Here is a 16,192-nt window from a genome sequence, read left to right as displayed (position 1 = left end):
TCTATTTCAACCTTCTTCGAATCTCATTTAGTTTCGATGATATCTGTCTGTAGAACTGATAACGCTCTTCCCCATCGGCAAGCTCCACTTTCTCATATTCCAAGCGGTCGCGTGCCTCCAGGAAACGTTCAGCCAATTCATCCAGCTTGGACAGCAGCGGCGCAATATCCTCGGAAGCTGTCAGCTCCTGATCACGGCGGGAAGATTTACGAAGGAGCGTGCTGCGGCTTTTCTCATCCAGCTGACGGAAATGCTTATACACTTCGTATTCCACATCATTCACACTCTTCAGCAGATTGGCGAACGGCTCCCAGGAGTCCTCTTCCGGATCGCGATCATAGACGAAGAGCGCACCCTTCTTCGTAATCGTTCCGGTGTACAATGCTTCTATAAATTGGTCGAGCCATTTCTCCTCATTCTGATTGTTGCTGATCAAAAGTTCGAATTCAGAGATTTTGGCAGCGATGGAAGCATACTTCTTCAGCTCTTCCCGCACGCTGCGGATCATTTCAGGCGAACGGATCAAATTATCCTTGGCCATCTCTTCGTTGATGCTGTTGAAAATATCCTTGGAACCGACCGGCTCCAAGCCCTCGTTCATCAGTCGCTTCAGCTCGCTCCAAGCCCGCTTGACTTCGCCAAGATTAGGCTTAGGGGTGTCCAGCTGCAGATCATATGCCCGGAGCAGTTCGCTCAGATCAAACGGCTTCGTAAATACGACCGCATAGCGGCTGCTTGTATTCTGGTCAGCATCCTTCTCCGTGATGACTTTCATCTCAAGCGCCTGGTTAAACTCGGCGCGAACCCGGGCGTTATAATCTTGAACCCGAGGATTGATATAGGTGTCTCCCCAAGACTTCTCCGGAATCGGCGATGGCAGATACGTCCAGTTATTCCGGTCTGTCTGCACCAAGTGACGCCCTACGCCCTCCTTGTCCAGGATCGTGCGTTCATAGCTCTCCTCATAAACCTTGAGCGGTGTATAGACAAACAACGGCACGCCGTTCTTCGTATTTAACCAGAAGATCCGGTTCTTCACTTCGCTCTCCTTCACGGTAAAGTGTGACTTCCCGACCGAATTGTTCTGATAGTTGCGAATCCCCTTCAGAATGCTTGGCGCCTGTACAGGCACGGACACAAAGCCCCAGGAAGGGAAATATAAATTGCCTGCGCTATTGCTCAGATGGAATACCGGCACAGCTTCATCATCAAGCTTGCTGGCAATGTTGCGTTCGACGAATTTCTCAATGGTGTCCTCCTGCCCGAATTTCATGATCAGGAAATCTTCCATGGAGCGGGTAATCAAATCGCCGAATTTATCGGTAAGAAACTCCGAAATGGATCTGACGATATCAATTTCCTGTTCGCGAATCCAGCGGTTCGCATGGTTCAGCAGCTCCTGTGAGAAATCGCGGATAAGATCGTCCACATCCTTTTGATCCATCAATTTATTGATGACATCGGATATATCAGGCACACTAACCAGATTCCAGTAATACGTCTTGTTCCCTTTATGATCCTGCTGTTCTTCACCGTTGACGAGAATATCCCCGTTCTTGGCGAAAATCGAATTCAGGGCGTTCAGAATTTCTGTGTATACACTATAAATCCGGTTATTCTCCTGGTTCAGCAGATCGTACAGATCTTCATAGAACTCAATCATCTGCTCTGTGCGTTCTACGTCCGCCTCTAACCAATATTCATTGATTTTGGCTTCAATATAGATATTCTTCTTCTTGTCTTTCGAGACAAAAGCACTCTTCGCATCGCCCAGTCGTTCGATTGCCTGTTCTCTCGCCGATTCAATGTCACGAGGGATGCGAGTCAGGTTCTCGCGCAGCGTTTCGATATAAGACAACAGCATCTTCAGCAGGCTGAAGCCCTTCTCCGTATAAATCAGACGAGATACGTAGAATGGTCCTTGCTGTGGATGCAGGAACATCCGGCGAATTTGCTCGCTGAATTGACCTACGATTTCACCGGGAAGCTGCTTCTTCGCTTTGATGTATTCCTCTCGGGCCCTCGCCAGGAAGTTCTGCTCCAATTCCGTGTCCATATTAATGACCTGATTCTTTACAACGTTCGCGTAGCTGAGTCGTTCACTGTTCTGGTATCCAGGCAGCGGCTCCGGTACGCGGGATTCGAAATTCTTCGTCATCGAGTCCAGATCAATGCCCAGCTTACTTGCAAATTTCTCAACATCCTCCTGGCTTGGCGCTTTCTCAAACATGGTTTGCATTTTGCCGAATACACGGTATGCCAGATAAGTTGTCATCTCTTCGATCGGCAGCACAGCCGAGGAAGCACCGATAATGTTGTAGTCATAGTTCGCAGGATACGCCTTATTCATCTGCGCGATATTCGTCCGAATGTTGCTGATATAGTCATGGATCGCGAATTCTTCCCCAGACTGCTTTTCCTCGCTGGCCATGAAGTTCGTGATATTCTCTGCGGTAACGTTCATGCAGTAATCATAAGCATTTTCCAGCAGCTTGCCTTCCGTGTTCGTCGCCGAGATTAGATGGCACAGATTAAACGGAGGAAGCGGTGAGTTTACGGTCAATATATTGCCGTATTGCTGCTTGAACCGCTCACCCCTGGAATCCACGTTCATCCAGTAATCGAGCTCTTTAAGGGCAGCGTAACCGTTCTTCTTGATGTATTCTCGTGTATGCTCACTCAAGCTTTTGTTCGCCAAATTAATATCCGGTGTAAACAGATAGCCAAGCGTGTTCACGCGGTCGATACCGGCAGAGCCATGATCCCGTTCAATAATACCGCGAACGATATAGGCAATGTCCAAGAAGCAGCCGCTGCCTGTTCCGCCAGATAATCCCGTCAGCAGGAAAACCATCAGCTTCTTATTCGTACCGACCGACAATGTCTTAATCTTCTTATCCATGGCTTGAACGACTTGGGTAATCTTCGTGAACAGAAGCAGGCGGCCTGCTTGGCGCACGCCTGCCGCCCCGTTCATACCGTCCGTAATGCTCAGCTCGGGCGACAGCCAATCCGTGATGTACGGCTCCAGGATGCTGCGGTTCTGAAGCAAGCCTCCGATCTCGGCATTGGATAGAAGCACGAATTCATTGATCGGATCAAGCCCGATGCCCTTATAGCGTTTGTTCTTATCCTGTTCATTGGTCTCAAAAGCGAGAAATTCTACGTTATTCGGTTTGTCCATTCTTTTCTTGGACAATGGATCTTCCGGCAGCTTGAAGCGGCGGTTAATCTGATATTTCAAGCGCAGAAGCGCATCGATTCCCGTACCTCCAAGTCCGATAATAAGGATCGGATTGTCAATGGTGTCCACTCGAATCTTCTCACTGACAATCCCGCCTCCGAGTGAAACGTCAAGCTGTTGTATATGTTCTCTAACTACCGGTTTCATAGCTTCCCTCCTGATAAGTCATGGTATTAAACCAAATATTCAAACAGTATCGTTTTGTCCGCCTGCTGAAGAGATACTCTGAGCCGATCTCCACTCTTCAGCTCCATCCCATTCGTTGCATCCTGAGCCCGTCCGGACTTCTCTACTATGGCAGAAGATTGGTTCTTGAGTATAATGCGGTCATTCTTGCCCGGCAAGAACAGAATTTTCTCCGTTTCTGTCAGTTCCGGGGCAAGCTGCAGAAGCTGATGCAGATTGAACTTCCCTTTGAACGAAGTCAGCTTCTTATATTGCGGAGAGGTCTTCTCGCCGGTATTCTCATCCCTAATCTCAATCACAATCTGACCGACAAAGCCTTTATTCGCTTGCTTGATCGCACGAAGTATGAAATAAGCAGCCACTCCAACTATGAGCAGCGCAGCGATGCCTATGATTACGGGCCATAATGGAAAAGGTTTCGCATCCTCGCCTGGGGACAATGCATTTCCACCGTTCCCGGAGCCTGAGGCTGCCGCCTTGGCACTGACTTTCACTGGCGCACTCTCGCGATAGAAGCTCTGCTCCTCCGCCCGTACCTTCAGCTCGTAGTCGTGCTTCTGAGGAATCTTAAATTCTCCTTCAAAGCTGCCTCCTTTATTCTCAAGCTCGACCTCTGACTCATCCCCAGTATCCAGATCCTTAACCAGCAGCTTCGCGGTCATATTGCCGTATAATTCCTGATCCTGCAGCTTCTGTCCATTGCTGACGAGATATGCCTTAATATCGATGGTATCTCCTGCCTTTACGGAAGATGACGGCGGATCCATCGTCAGCTCCAAATCATAGTTGAACACAAGGTTAATGTCGATTTTGTCCTTGGATACGCCCTTCACCTGCAGCTTCCAGTCACCCTGCTGCGGCTTCAGCAGCTTCAGCAGCGAATAGGAATTAGAGGTGGATCGCAGGACATTGGCCGAGGGAATGATGCTCTGCTCAGCGCCGGCAGGATCCATCAGCTTAAGGTCCACGGGGCTTGAGGACATAATCGAAACGTTCGCCTCCAGCACATTAGCGTTAGGCACATGAATAACGACTTCCTGGTAGCTGCCGTTACCGGTAATCGATTGAACCGGTACAATCTTCAGCTGCTGATGGCTGGCAAAAATCTCACTTAATATTTGTGGAAGATCATCGGCTGAACTGGTAATGAAAGACTTGCCCCCCGTTTGGTCGGCCAAGTCCGCCAATGTTTCCTTGTTCAACTTCCCGTCGGCATTGAGCCCAATCGTATAAATCGGAATGCCGCTCCCTTTGGCCTCCTGAACGGCCTGGTTTAAATCATCTGTCGCTTCTTGACTCGACTTCCCTGCCTTCGGCAGATCATTGTTACCGTCAGCCAGCACCACAATCATGGGTGCATGAGCCGGGTCCGCTCCCTGCTGGAGCACCTTCACCGCTTCATCGAGACCTACGGAAATGTCGGTGTACGGGCCGCGATCCAGTTGATCGATAAACTCCTTCAATGCGGTTTTGTCCGCCTCTGACTGAATTTCTAGCAGTGCCTTCTCTCGCTGAATCTTATCGGTATATGATACGATGCCTACCTTGTCACCAGTCGTGGCCAGCATGTCGATGAACATTTTCATCGCCTCGCCGCTAATCCTCTCCGGGTCACTATTTTTCATCGAGTTACTGGCATCCATCACCAGTACAGCATCAATGCTGGAGCCTTGCGGGGCAGCCATTGCCTTAGGCAAGCTGCCTCCGCCCCAGGTTAAGATCAATAGCGCTGTCACCATTAAACAAAGCAGCCATTTATTTGTACGTAGCATCGAATTACTCCTTCATTTATGTAGTTAAGCATCAGGGGATGCCAGCATTTTGTTTGTCGCTTCTCCCGCTACTCTCATTTAAATAATCTAACTATAGGCCATAAGTCTTAAGAAAATATTAAGAAGAACTTAAAGCCATCATCAGAACTTACATAACCTCGGTGGAATCCCACAAAAAATACCATAGGCGTCACTAAAATCTCCCAGCGTTATGTCAATATGATATAATTATAACTGCCAAAGTTCAACATAAGCAGTCGTATTCCCTGACTAAAGTCACCCTGACTGTTGTCTATTGATTTGTACACATTACAATATAGGAAAGGAATATATACATGATTACATACGGATGTCTCGGGATTTTGTTTCTTTTTGTCATCATCAAAATTTCGGCCTATTTCAAACGTAAGAAGAATGCTCCAACACCAGAGCAGCTGCATCAGACATTACTTGAAATAGCCAACACACAGAGGGAACAGCATGGATAAAAAAAAGCCGGTACAACTTCGCCCCTATCATAAAACGAGATACAACTACCAAAAGTTAAGAGTTTGCAAACATTGCCACAATTTTACGATCCTATGGGAAGATAGCTGCGCGTACTGTAAACGTCATGCTCTCGTTCCGGTTATGGAACAGGCAGAGAAAATGGCCAAGCGATCCATGCAGAGCGACCGGCTTCTTTTCTATATTATAGGGCTTTCTGCCGTACTTGTTGGCCAGACTTTCTGGCAGATCGTAATTTCCTTTGCATGTATGGCTGTTCTGCTCGTTCTCTTATTGATGGTCCAGCGTAGAATGCTGCATTCCGAGACTCTGCACGCCCTCAATAAGCTGCTGCGAACTCACAAGGAAAAGATTGTTCATGGACTTGATCTTAACCAATCGACGGCCTCTGCCGCCATGCAGGAGGATGCTCAGCTAGGCTATGAAATCGTCCGGGAGATTGCCTCGCTCGTCAAGAATGACTCGATCCGTTTACAACAAATCGTCCTTCTTCAAGGCTTCAGTCTGCGAAAAGATATGGAGCTGGAGCTGGAACCTCTGCTGCTGGATGAGTTCAACCCTGATTTGGCCGCCTATATCGGGGAGATTGCCAAGCTCAAGCGCGAATTGATTAATAGCAAAGCTATCAGCTACCTGCTCACGCATGAGGCGGAAATTTTGCATATGAAGCAAGGATCGCAGATTATGATTGACGCCGCCGGAGCAGCGGTACGGAAGAAAAATTATATCGATAGATTTCCTGATTTTATTAGCCGCTATGCGGATGGATTACCGAAGGCTCGCTTCCTCCGCTTGTATCAAATCGTTCGCCGCAATCCCGGTTTATCGTGGAACGGCCTGCGGGACCGGGTATCTGCTATTTACAATGAACAATACCGCTCGGACCCTGATTTTCAAAAATGGGATTAGAGGGGCTACACCGATATGACGATGAAAAACACGCTAACCCTGCGTAATTTGTATTTTTTTATATGTATAGTCCTTCTGCTGCTGATCGGATATAAGGGAATTCATATCTATCAGAAAATCGAGATGATAGATCAAGCTGAACGTTGGTATGCAGAGAAGAGACTGATCCAGGCAGAAGATGCATTTCAAAAGGCGCGGAATAACCGATCTCTCCTATATAAAGAAGATCTACTTGCTGCAAGACTGCAAGAACTTGAACCTATTACTTCCATGAAGCAGATTCTCTCTACTTTGGATTATCGATTGAACGAGGTGGGAGAAGCAGGCGATTTCTCCGGCTTCATGAATGTATATGCCGAGCTGCTGGATACAGAATCAACGATGGCAGGGAATCAAGGCCCTTACGCTTCATACTATGATGAAATTGCTGCATATTATGGCATCCCTGATGATGTGAAACGGATATTTCTGCAATTCATCGGCCAACTTACGGGTGAGGCCGACGAGCATCTTGATAAACAGCAATATGACGACAACAGTTTTAAATGGAATCTGCTTAAGATTCCGGACTCCTTCTACGGCGGCGAAGAACAGAAGAATGAGAAGCTGCTTAGCCTGTTTCAACGATACGATGAGTCGGTTATGACTCGTTTGGCAGGTGGCGGTCAGTATACCGAGCTGCTAAATTGGTCACATGCCATGAGTTCCGAATATGCCAGCCGCTCACTGTCCGCTGCCTGGTTGAAGGACAAAACAGATGGACTTGTACACATCATGCTGCAGAAGGACGCAGAGCGTGACCGGCCGGCCGATTTTATATCCCATGCCTTAGGTTACAAAGACTATTTGAGCCGCAGCAAGCGGGAGAACACCGATATACTGAAGTATATTCAGCAGCAGATTAAACAATGGATCGCCTCCGCTGATTCAATGCTAAAAGCGGATAATTACGAAGATGCTGTAGCTCTCTATGAGGTACTGTCCGGATACGAGGATATGACGAATAAATTGCAGGCTGCCCATCTGGCCTGGACCATTCACGATCCAGTTCGCCTGTTCCATATGGCGGGTATGGACGGAAACTTCAGTTTTGTTAGCGGAGGCGGGAACCGTTTTGGAGGATTGGCTTATGCCATTGGAGTCGCTGAGGCAAATACCCTGTATTTCGCAGTCATGAACGATGACGAAACCGTAAAGGTATTCCAAAACCGTGACTTTCCATCCGAAATCTCGATCCAAAAAGTTTCTATAGAAGAATCGCTAAGCACACAGAACAATCCGGTCATCCTGTTAGAAGGTGATACTGGGGGCCTGATATTGTATTCAGCCTATGAAGTTCGAAACTCTAATCTGACAAAGCTCTTCGGGTTCACAGCCGAGGGCTATCAAGTGCAGCCGGATAAATCCTTGCTGGTCATCAATCTGGAAGGAGCGAGCCCAGAGGAGATGGCCATCTTCGAACGCCAAGGCGATCAATACGGATTCACAGGGTATAAGCTCAATTATACTGACATCAATATTCCCAATATCGAGCAGTACCCGAATGAGAAAGTACGGTTCACTGTCAATATCCTGAAAGGCGGCTATGGCCAAGCCCTTGCGGAGCGTGGCGGCCACTATGTTATCTTAAATGGAGTCATGGCTTTCCCTGAGGGGAGCGTGACCCTGATCGGAACGTTCGAAAACGACTACCAGGAAGTAGAGATACCAGGAAGCCAAACTCCAGCTGCTCCAGACCCTATGGAACCGGAGACCAACCAGGTAGAGGAGGACACAACGGATCTCGATCAGACAGAAGACCTTGACGGCTCCCCCGCTACCGAGGAAACCAATCCACAGGGTGACGAGCAGGACAACAGCGGGAATAGTAATAACTATAGAGCTCCTCAGGTTTTACGCGTTCCTCAGGTTTATGTGTATATGATTGAGTAAAAGGCAGACTCTTTCTATGTTCTAATAATGACAAAGGCTTCGCTCCTATCATCAGGAGCGAAGCCTTTTTATAAATTCCATTAGCTAAATATACAGAATTACGGCTCTCTATAACTCTGAACCAGCAGATTTGGTGAGCAATGATGATACCTTATTTATAAAGCCACTATACTTCACCTATTTCTTTGTCTCGTATTTTTCAACTAAGTTCCTTATATCTTCCAACAGAGTAACTTCTGCGTTAATCACATTGTTTAAATGGTCAATGATCGTGTTTTCTTGGTAATTCCCTCTAGATATCGTTAACCGCAACATAGTTATTAAAGCAAACCACATCTTATTTGCATGTTCTAACGAAGACAATAAATGGTTTATGCCTTGTATTTCAAATTGGTTTTGTTTCAAATACTGAAGAAATATATAAGATTTCTGCTGTATAATGGATAGTCTCCATTCGAGTAATTCACAATAATTACAGTTATAAAAATGAGCTTTACCTTCTAAATTGATCATTTCATTTTTCAGGAGTTCGATTAGTTTCTTGAGTCCTTTAATATTTGGATGATGTATACTATTTTCGTTACTCTGCGACTGTGAATCACTGAAAGCGAGTGTTTGCTTACAGAAATCAAGTAAATAATCCACTTCGGTGAAAAGGCTAATTTTATTGGTGTCGATCGTAATCTTGAAATACTTAAGATAGCAGCTAAAAGCAGGTTCGACTTCAGCTAGATCAATAATTCCAAAATTTCTATTTCCGTTATAAGGAACATGGCTTTTATTGAGTAGCGAAGGGTTTTCTATATAAATTAATTTATTGTTTTCAATTTTAATTGCCATAAAAATATGATCAAATACTTCATAGTGTTCTGAAATATTAAATTCACTTTCAACAGAAACAAAGTTTTTATAAAATGGAACCCTTTTTGGGAAAGTACTGAAAGGTACTAAATGTCCTTTGCTTAACTCCAAAGCGAAATTATTAAATAGTTTATTCCCGAGATTTGAATACATTTCAACATCAAAAATATGATGGGTTCTCGGGTTCCAAGGAAACCGGATTATGATGTCCTTTAGCATTTGATTATTCTCATCAATATCTACATAGAAAGAGGGATTTTCTAAAAAAATCGCATAAGGTTCTGCTTCCAACTGCATTCGATCTTTAAGCGCAAAATAAAGAGAGAGCTGATAACAGTCTAAATATCTCCATAGATCATCTGGTCGTCCATTCATTTTAAAATAATCATTTGAATCAACAGTTATATCCATCAAGATTTGTCCTCCTTATCGCTGGCGCAGACCCAGCGTTTTATTATGGAGTGTCTTTGAACAAAAATGACAACTTCATCCATTGTGGACTTATTCGCCATCCTTAAAAATTCATGTATGCGCTCACATTTAATTAAAACTCCGAAAGGATTTCTTCATACACCAACACAAAATTCTGACATATGCAGAGTTATGCCAAATGGTATTGTGGAGCTCTTTATGAATCGATCCAGTGACATGGGAAAATTTCAATTCTAAGGGGGGGATGCTACTTGCTACTATTTGGAAGCTATCGCTCTTCAATTGAGTCAAAGGGACAATTTATAGAGGTATAATTTCACAAAATATTAGCATTTCGCTTGCAGTAATTGTGGAATAAGAGTTATATAAGTTCGGATTCGAGATACTGAGAAGTTAGTAAATAACTCTTAAAATAATACTTTATATTTGATAAAAATTCAATTTTTTTAATTCCTCAGTCTGATTCGCACATATAATAATATTCCGTATTTTATCAAAAAATGCTAGTGTTTTTGTAACACAAATGAGGTCAACCAGATCAAGCTGGTTAACCTCATAATATGATCTGTTTTACGCTTTCTTATTAACATCGGGAGCATTGAACCTAATCTACAAAACTTTTAATTCACCTGAATTCGTAGGCTTCGCTTGTAATTCATCATGTTCTATTATCGGGAGAAACCGTGTCTCTTCGCACTCCACGCGATAATCAATGCTACAATCAGCAGAATCAATAGCACTCCTGGAAACGATTGTACACCCACGAGCTCCAGCAAAGTACCACCTACGATACCTCCGCCAGCAATGGCCAAATTCCATACTGTGGTATTGATGGGCATTGCGATATCTAGGCCTTCTTCACCGCTTGCAACAGCTTGCGCAGTTTGCAGCAACGTGGCTGCGCCGCCGAAGGTAAATCCCCATAACGTCACGGCCGCATAGACAATCGGTGCGGATGCGCCGCCTATCCATAGGGCAACGGACGCAAGTGCAAATCCGAGCAGGCTGATCAATACCAGCAGGCGCAGCATGCGGTCGATGAGCAGGCCAACGACCCAGATGGAAACAAGGGCAGCTAAGCCAAATACCAGCAAGACTAGATCAACTCGTCCTCCGAGTCCAGAAGGCTCGAGAAACGGAGCTATATAGGTATATAAAATATTGTGTGCCAACATCCAAGTGAGCACAACCATGAGAATTGGGCGCATGCCAGGCATAACAAACACCTGCCCTACGGTCATTCTTTTATTGGCAGGTTGCCCGGGATAATCCGGCACTTTCCACAGCACCCAACCGATTAAAAAAAGAGCAAGAAGAGACATGACCCCGAATACGGCACGCCAGCCGATCAGGTCCCCGAGTAAGGTACCGATTGGTACGCCGAAGGTTAGAGCAAGCGGCGTTCCTACCATTGCAACCGCCAAGGCGCGTCCTTTTAAGACACCTGGTACCATACGGCGCGCGTAACCAGCGATCATTCCCCAAGCCGCTCCGGCGGCCACACCAGCCAAAAATCGAGCAACTAACGTCAAGGCATAGCTGGCCGACAAAGCGGTAATGGTGTTGAATACCAGGAAACCCGCAATAATGGCAAGCAGCAGTGGACGCCGCCGAACCCCGCCGGTAAACATGGCGAACGGAATGGCTGCCACGAGCGAGCCTATCGCATATAGGGTGACGAGCTGCCCTGCCATCGCTTTTGTTATGTGAAGCCCTTCTCCGATTAACGGTAGCAAGCCGGCTGGAATGGTTTCGGTAAGAATACAGATGAATCCTGTCATCGCGAGCGCGAGCAGCGCAAGCCAGGGAAGCTTGGCAGGAATGTTAGCCGGTTCTGCCGCACTCGTAATTGATGGATATTGAGACAATCGAGTCTCCTCCTTTAGCTGAAATGAATTATGGATCAATCATTCCATATATTAAATTAACGAAGTTTGCTTGTCAATGAATTCTGGATCAATTAGTATAGAATTAATAAAGGAGGTCATATTATGCCACGAACGGGACGCCCACGCGCATTTAACCGTGACGAGGCGGTTGCTGCCGCCATGCATCTATTCTGGGAACACGGCTTTGAATCCACTTCACTTGCTCAGTTGCGCGCTGCGATGGGAAATATATCGGCGGCAAGTTTTTATGCGGCATTCGAATCCAAGGAAGCGCTGTTCCACGAAGTGGTTGATCAATATATTTCATCTTATGGACAAGTTTCGGAAAGTTTCCGAGATGCAAGTATACCCTCGAAAGAAGCCATCGAGCAGGGATTACGACGGTCGGCAAGGATGCAGACAGAGAAGTCACACCCTTTAGGCTGTCTATTGGTTTTGTCCGCTGTAACCTGTTCTCCTGAGCAAAATCACATCCGACTGATGCTCACCAAGGAACGAGAAAGAGTCCGCAGTTGGTTAAATGACTGTATAGAACGTGCCGTAGCAAATGGCGAGCTGCCCGATTCTACGGATATCACCGCGATGGTCGCCTTGTTTGAAACATTTCTTCAAGGAATTTCGACACAAGCCCGGGACAATGTTCCGTATGAGGCAATTGACGCTGCCATAACTCAACTGATGAGTGTATGGGATGTACTGTCTGGAAAGACGGTGGATCAGGGCTAGATTTGAGAGAGGACAAGTTAGGGTATTATCCATAGGACAGACCTTAAAGTTTGTTTTATCATCCTCATGAAATAAGTATAGGGAGAGTCCAATCGGCTCTCCCTGTCTAATAATTAAATTACGATTTCAAGTGAGTCGATGCGTCGAAATAACCGCATTTTTGAGCGATATGCTCCAATGTATAATCCGTACTCTCCAGCATCTTTTTCGCATGCTGCAGACGCAGCTTTCGCACCATCTGCATCGGCGTTAATTTGTATATTTTCTGAAATGCCCTGCTAAAGTACACGGGATTCATGTGATACAGCTTGGCAAGCTCCTCCCGGGTGATGCCCTCTCCATCCGGTTTTCCATGTATTGTATTGCAATGCCTCGTTGAAACGATCCGTAATGGCATGATCATACGTGGAGCGGCACCCTCCCTGTGTGGCGCTTTCCGCAACTTCATAAAGAAGGTACAAGGCTAATGAACTGATCCGAACATTCCGAAGATTGTCCTCCTCCTGCAGCCACAGGCTTCGCATCTCGTCAAACTTCCGTTCATATTCGTTTCGGTCCCGAATCCGAATTACTTTACCTAACGGGAATAGCTTGAAGAAGTCTTCTTCCTCTCCCACTGCTGACTTGGATGTTAAACAGATAGTGGACTCCGTCTCTTCTGGAGATTACATTGAAAGGATCGTTTGGACGGTGAATCATTACATCCCCGGCCACTGCCACATATTCTCTCTCGGAGGAGGTCGTTGTCACCTCGCCCTTCTGAATGTAAGCGACGGTATAGCAGGATTGGACATCATCGAACAACAGCCGTGTTTTGTACTGGAACTTGATGACATCCAGCACCGTGATGCCAAATTGGCTTTGAACGATTGCAGACAAATATACTCCTCCCCCTTTTAGAGCTGCTGGCAGCAATGTTTGAACTTTTTGCCGCTTCCGCAGAGACAAGGTTCGTTACGGCCCGGAAGCGGTTGGCCACTCTGCCTGTAGTGCTGAATCTGTTCGCCCTTCAGTCTGCTGGCAAGCGCCTTCATTGGTTCCAGGGCATGGGCATAAAACATTTGGTAACTGCGGCAGAAATAATCCACCTCGGACCGGTCGTTTACGTCCAGCCAATTCCGGTTGCGGGGACATCCCCCATGACAAAAGCTTAGGAATTCACAATGACTGCAAACTTCATTCATCCTCGGCTTCATCTGCAAAAAGTCATCATAAACCGGGCTTGCCAGCAAGGTTTCCAAATCACTTTGTCCGATATTTCCCAGCTTGTGTTCCTCGTCAATAAAAAAGTCGCAGGGATAGGCATCTCCGTTCGTTTCGAGCACCATCATCTTTGGGCAGCATGAGCTGTGAACGCACAGCTGTGCCGGGCGATGCAGCATGGTCAGCAGCATATTCTCAAACATACGGACGGAAATTTCCGGCTCCCCATCGTTGTACCACAAATCAAACGTGCGGCACAAAAACTCCCCGTACTGCTCCGGCGTGATGCGAAAGCGCCCGGGCATCCCGCTTTTTTGCGAGACAAAATCCATGCAAGGGATGAATTGAATATAGGCAAACTTCTGTTCCTTATAAAAGGCCATCAATTCATCCGGCTTCGTTACATTATCCTCATGGATCACCGTCAAAATGTTGTAATCCACGCCCGCTTGCTCCAAATGACGGACTCCCCGCATTACCTGTCTAAAGCTGCCTGACCCCGCACCTGTGATGCGATGGGTATTATGGATTTCCTCAGGTCCATCCAGGCTGATTCCGATCAGAAAGTTATAGCGTTTAAAAAATGCCGCCCATCGCGCATTGATCAGCGTTCCGTTACTTTGCAGCGAGTTGCTGATCAATGTGTGGGGAGGCGCATACTTGGCCTGCAGTGAAATCACCTGCTCAAAATACGGAAGCCCGGCCAGCAAGGGCTCCCCTCCCTGCCAGGCGAAAGCCGCCTGTCCGTGGGACCGTTTCATATATTGGGAGATAAAGCGGTCGAGAAGAGCCGGCTCCATCACTCGAACCGGATGATGAGGTACACCTCCGGCAGCGCTGTAATAACAATAATCACAGGCCAAATTGCAGTCCTCGGAAACCGTCTTCCACATGACTTGAAGAGGCTGCCGTGGGGAAGTTTGTACACATGCGCTCATTGAGCTCAATCCTCCATGATGGTATTAAGAAAACAGCTTTCCGTTTGGGTTAGCCTGCGGAAAGCTGCCTCGTTCAGCTTATTCATTTGATCTAAGATGCGCTAAAATGTTAACAGGCTTACGGCCGACAACGAGACGACCGTCTTGCACATAGCCTTCTTCCCTTCCTTCAAGTTCTTGAATCAACACCGAGCGCCAGTAATGAATCCGTTCCTGAGCCTGCGGACTGTCCATCAGGTTATGCAGTTCGCCGGGATCTTCCGCCAAATTAAAGAATTGCTCTTCACCGGTTTGAGAATACCAAATATATTTCTCCCAGCCGTCCGTGATCCACTGTGTGGAATCCATCCCTTGGGCATGCTCCCCGTGCAGGTATTCGCGCCAAGGCCGCTCAAGCGCTTTTCCGTTTGTCCGGGCCAAATCCCATATGCTATTCCCTTCCACAGTGTCAGGAATTTCAGTCGACGCGGCCTCCAATAAGGAAGGCATAATATCGCGCAATTCAATGATCTCGGAAACGACATTACCCTTGTCCAGCCCCAGGCAATCTCCCGGATCGTTAACGATAAACGGAATATGGGTGCTCCCTTCATATGGGAGCGTCTTTCTGAACAAGTGATGATCACCCATCAATTCACCATGATCGGAGGTAAACATAATGATTGTATTATTCCGTTCGCCGTATTCTTCCAGCACCTGCAGGAAACGTCCTATCTGATGATCGATATGGGTAATCAAGGCATAATAAGCAGCCATTGCATTTCTTAATCGCCGTTTGGGAACCAGTCCCTTCGAAGTCACGGGATTGAGCCCGCTTCCTTGCGGATCTTCCTTCATCGCCCAATCTCCGATTACCGGGTCGGGGAAATCCGCATCTTTATACAAGTCGAAATAAGCCTGCGGAGGATCAAGAGGAGAATGAGGTCGAACGAAAGACATCCACAGGAAAAACGGCTTGCTCGGATCGCGCCTGCGCAGGAAATCAATCGACTGGCTTACGGTCCAGTTGGTGGGATGCAGGTGCTCCGGCAGAGCCCAGGGTCTGGCTACGGTAGAGGCATTGCAATCCAGTCCCAAATCCAGAAGATCTGCACCCGGAACTTGTGCGCGCAGCCAAGGCAAATAATCGTCAACTTCATTGAAATGCTCCTGCATCGGAACGCTGTGCTTGTTCCGATTATGATGCAAATAGCCATCATGCAGTATAACATTATGGAACCCCAGCAAACTCCTTGCAGGATAGACGTGCATTTTGCCGACACATTGAGTGTGATAGCCCGATTTAGCCAGTTCCCCGGGCAGGGTCTTGTCATAATTCCAAGGTACCCGGTCCTGATAGCCGACTCTTCCGTGGGAGGTTTGTTTCTGGCCCGTGAAAATGGCTGCGCGGGCGGGAACGCAGGTCGGCGTTGCCGAGTAAGCATGATCAAATCTGACGCCGGTTCGGGCGAGTTCATCTAGATTCGGCGTCTCTATAACGGGATGGCCCAGCAGGCTTAAACAGTCATAACGCATCTGATCGACCGTAATCAGCAAAATGTTGGGGCGTTTTTCATGAGTTGACGTTGTCATTCTTCATATCCTCCTCGACTT

12 protein-coding genes are annotated in these 16,192 nt (G+C 46.9%); 4 read left to right on the top strand and 8 right to left on the bottom strand.

The genetic code is table 11. The features are described 5' to 3' along the window. Position 1 precedes the first annotated feature (1 nt). On the bottom strand, positions 2–3,391 hold the full coding sequence (locus tag AM231_RS20585) for a tubulin-like doman-containing protein (protein ID WP_054404303.1): 3,390 nt from the start codon (positions 3,389–3,391) through the stop codon (positions 2–4). Positions 3,392–3,417: 26 nt separating this feature from the next. Beyond that, positions 3,418–5,202 (bottom strand): vWA domain-containing protein, encoded by a 1,785-nt coding sequence (locus AM231_RS20580; protein ID WP_054404302.1) that lies wholly within the window; start codon positions 5,200–5,202, stop codon positions 3,418–3,420. Positions 5,203–5,537: 335 nt separating this feature from the next. On the opposite strand from AM231_RS20580, the gene AM231_RS29235 reads away from it, so the two are divergent. From AM231_RS29235 to AM231_RS20570, 3 genes are read left to right on the top strand one after another with little or no spacing between them, the layout of a single operon-like run. Continuing rightward, entirely contained in the window at positions 5,538–5,690 is a 153-nt protein-coding gene (locus AM231_RS29235; protein ID WP_165593450.1) for a hypothetical protein, read from the top strand. Then, the gene (locus tag AM231_RS20575) at positions 5,683–6,618 is read left to right on the top strand and encodes a hypothetical protein (RefSeq protein ID WP_054404301.1); all 936 of its coding nucleotides are present in this window, start codon (positions 5,683–5,685) and stop codon (positions 6,616–6,618) included. The genes AM231_RS29235 and AM231_RS20575 overlap by 8 nt, the downstream gene beginning before the upstream one ends. A gap of 15 nt (positions 6,619–6,633) precedes the next feature. Then, positions 6,634–8,550 (top strand): hypothetical protein, encoded by a 1,917-nt coding sequence (locus AM231_RS20570; protein ID WP_054404300.1) that lies wholly within the window; start codon positions 6,634–6,636, stop codon positions 8,548–8,550. Positions 8,551–8,727: 177 nt separating this feature from the next. Here the strand turns inward: AM231_RS20570 and AM231_RS20565 are convergent, their stop codons facing one another. Together AM231_RS20565 and AM231_RS20560 are read right to left on the bottom strand one after the other, a co-directional pair. Further along, positions 8,728–9,825, bottom strand: coding sequence for a hypothetical protein (locus AM231_RS20565; RefSeq protein WP_131724789.1), 1,098 nt, complete (start codon positions 9,823–9,825; stop codon positions 8,728–8,730). Between the two features lie 686 nt (positions 9,826–10,511). Further along, complete coding sequence (locus AM231_RS20560) at positions 10,512–11,624, bottom strand: MFS transporter (RefSeq protein ID WP_106406116.1); 1,113 nt, start codon at positions 11,622–11,624, stop codon at positions 10,512–10,514. Positions 11,625–11,834: 210 nt separating this feature from the next. On the opposite strand from AM231_RS20560, the gene AM231_RS20555 reads away from it, so the two are divergent. After that, positions 11,835–12,458 carry a TetR/AcrR family transcriptional regulator gene (locus AM231_RS20555; protein ID WP_053491351.1) on the top strand — a complete coding sequence of 208 codons (624 nt, stop codon included), beginning with the start codon at positions 11,835–11,837 and terminating at the stop codon, positions 12,456–12,458. Positions 12,459–12,576: 118 nt separating this feature from the next. Here the strand turns inward: AM231_RS20555 and AM231_RS20550 are convergent, their stop codons facing one another. From AM231_RS20550 to AM231_RS20535, 4 genes are all read right to left on the bottom strand, one after another. Then, a complete protein-coding gene (locus tag AM231_RS20550) occupies positions 12,577–12,855 on the bottom strand; it encodes a helix-turn-helix transcriptional regulator (protein WP_207383660.1) in 279 nt (92 codons plus the stop codon). Positions 12,856–13,031: 176 nt separating this feature from the next. Continuing rightward, positions 13,032–13,337 carry an AraC family ligand binding domain-containing protein gene (locus AM231_RS20545; protein WP_054404296.1) on the bottom strand — a complete coding sequence of 102 codons (306 nt, stop codon included), beginning with the start codon at positions 13,335–13,337 and terminating at the stop codon, positions 13,032–13,034. A gap of 17 nt (positions 13,338–13,354) precedes the next feature. Further along, positions 13,355–14,599 carry an anaerobic sulfatase maturase gene (locus AM231_RS20540; RefSeq protein WP_054404295.1) on the bottom strand — a complete coding sequence of 415 codons (1,245 nt, stop codon included), beginning with the start codon at positions 14,597–14,599 and terminating at the stop codon, positions 13,355–13,357. A 78-nt stretch (positions 14,600–14,677) separates the two neighbouring features. Then, positions 14,678–16,171, bottom strand: a complete 1,494-nt coding sequence (locus tag AM231_RS20535) for an arylsulfatase (protein WP_054404294.1) — start codon at positions 16,169–16,171, stop codon at positions 14,678–14,680. Positions 16,172–16,192: the final 21 nt, after the last annotated feature.

Source organism: Paenibacillus solani (assembly GCF_001277345.1).
Lineage (GTDB): Bacteria > Bacillota > Bacilli > Paenibacillales > Paenibacillaceae > Paenibacillus_AQ > Paenibacillus_AQ solani.
Note: the sequence above shows the minus strand (reverse complement) of the source record. Positions and strands in the feature narration are given on the sequence as shown.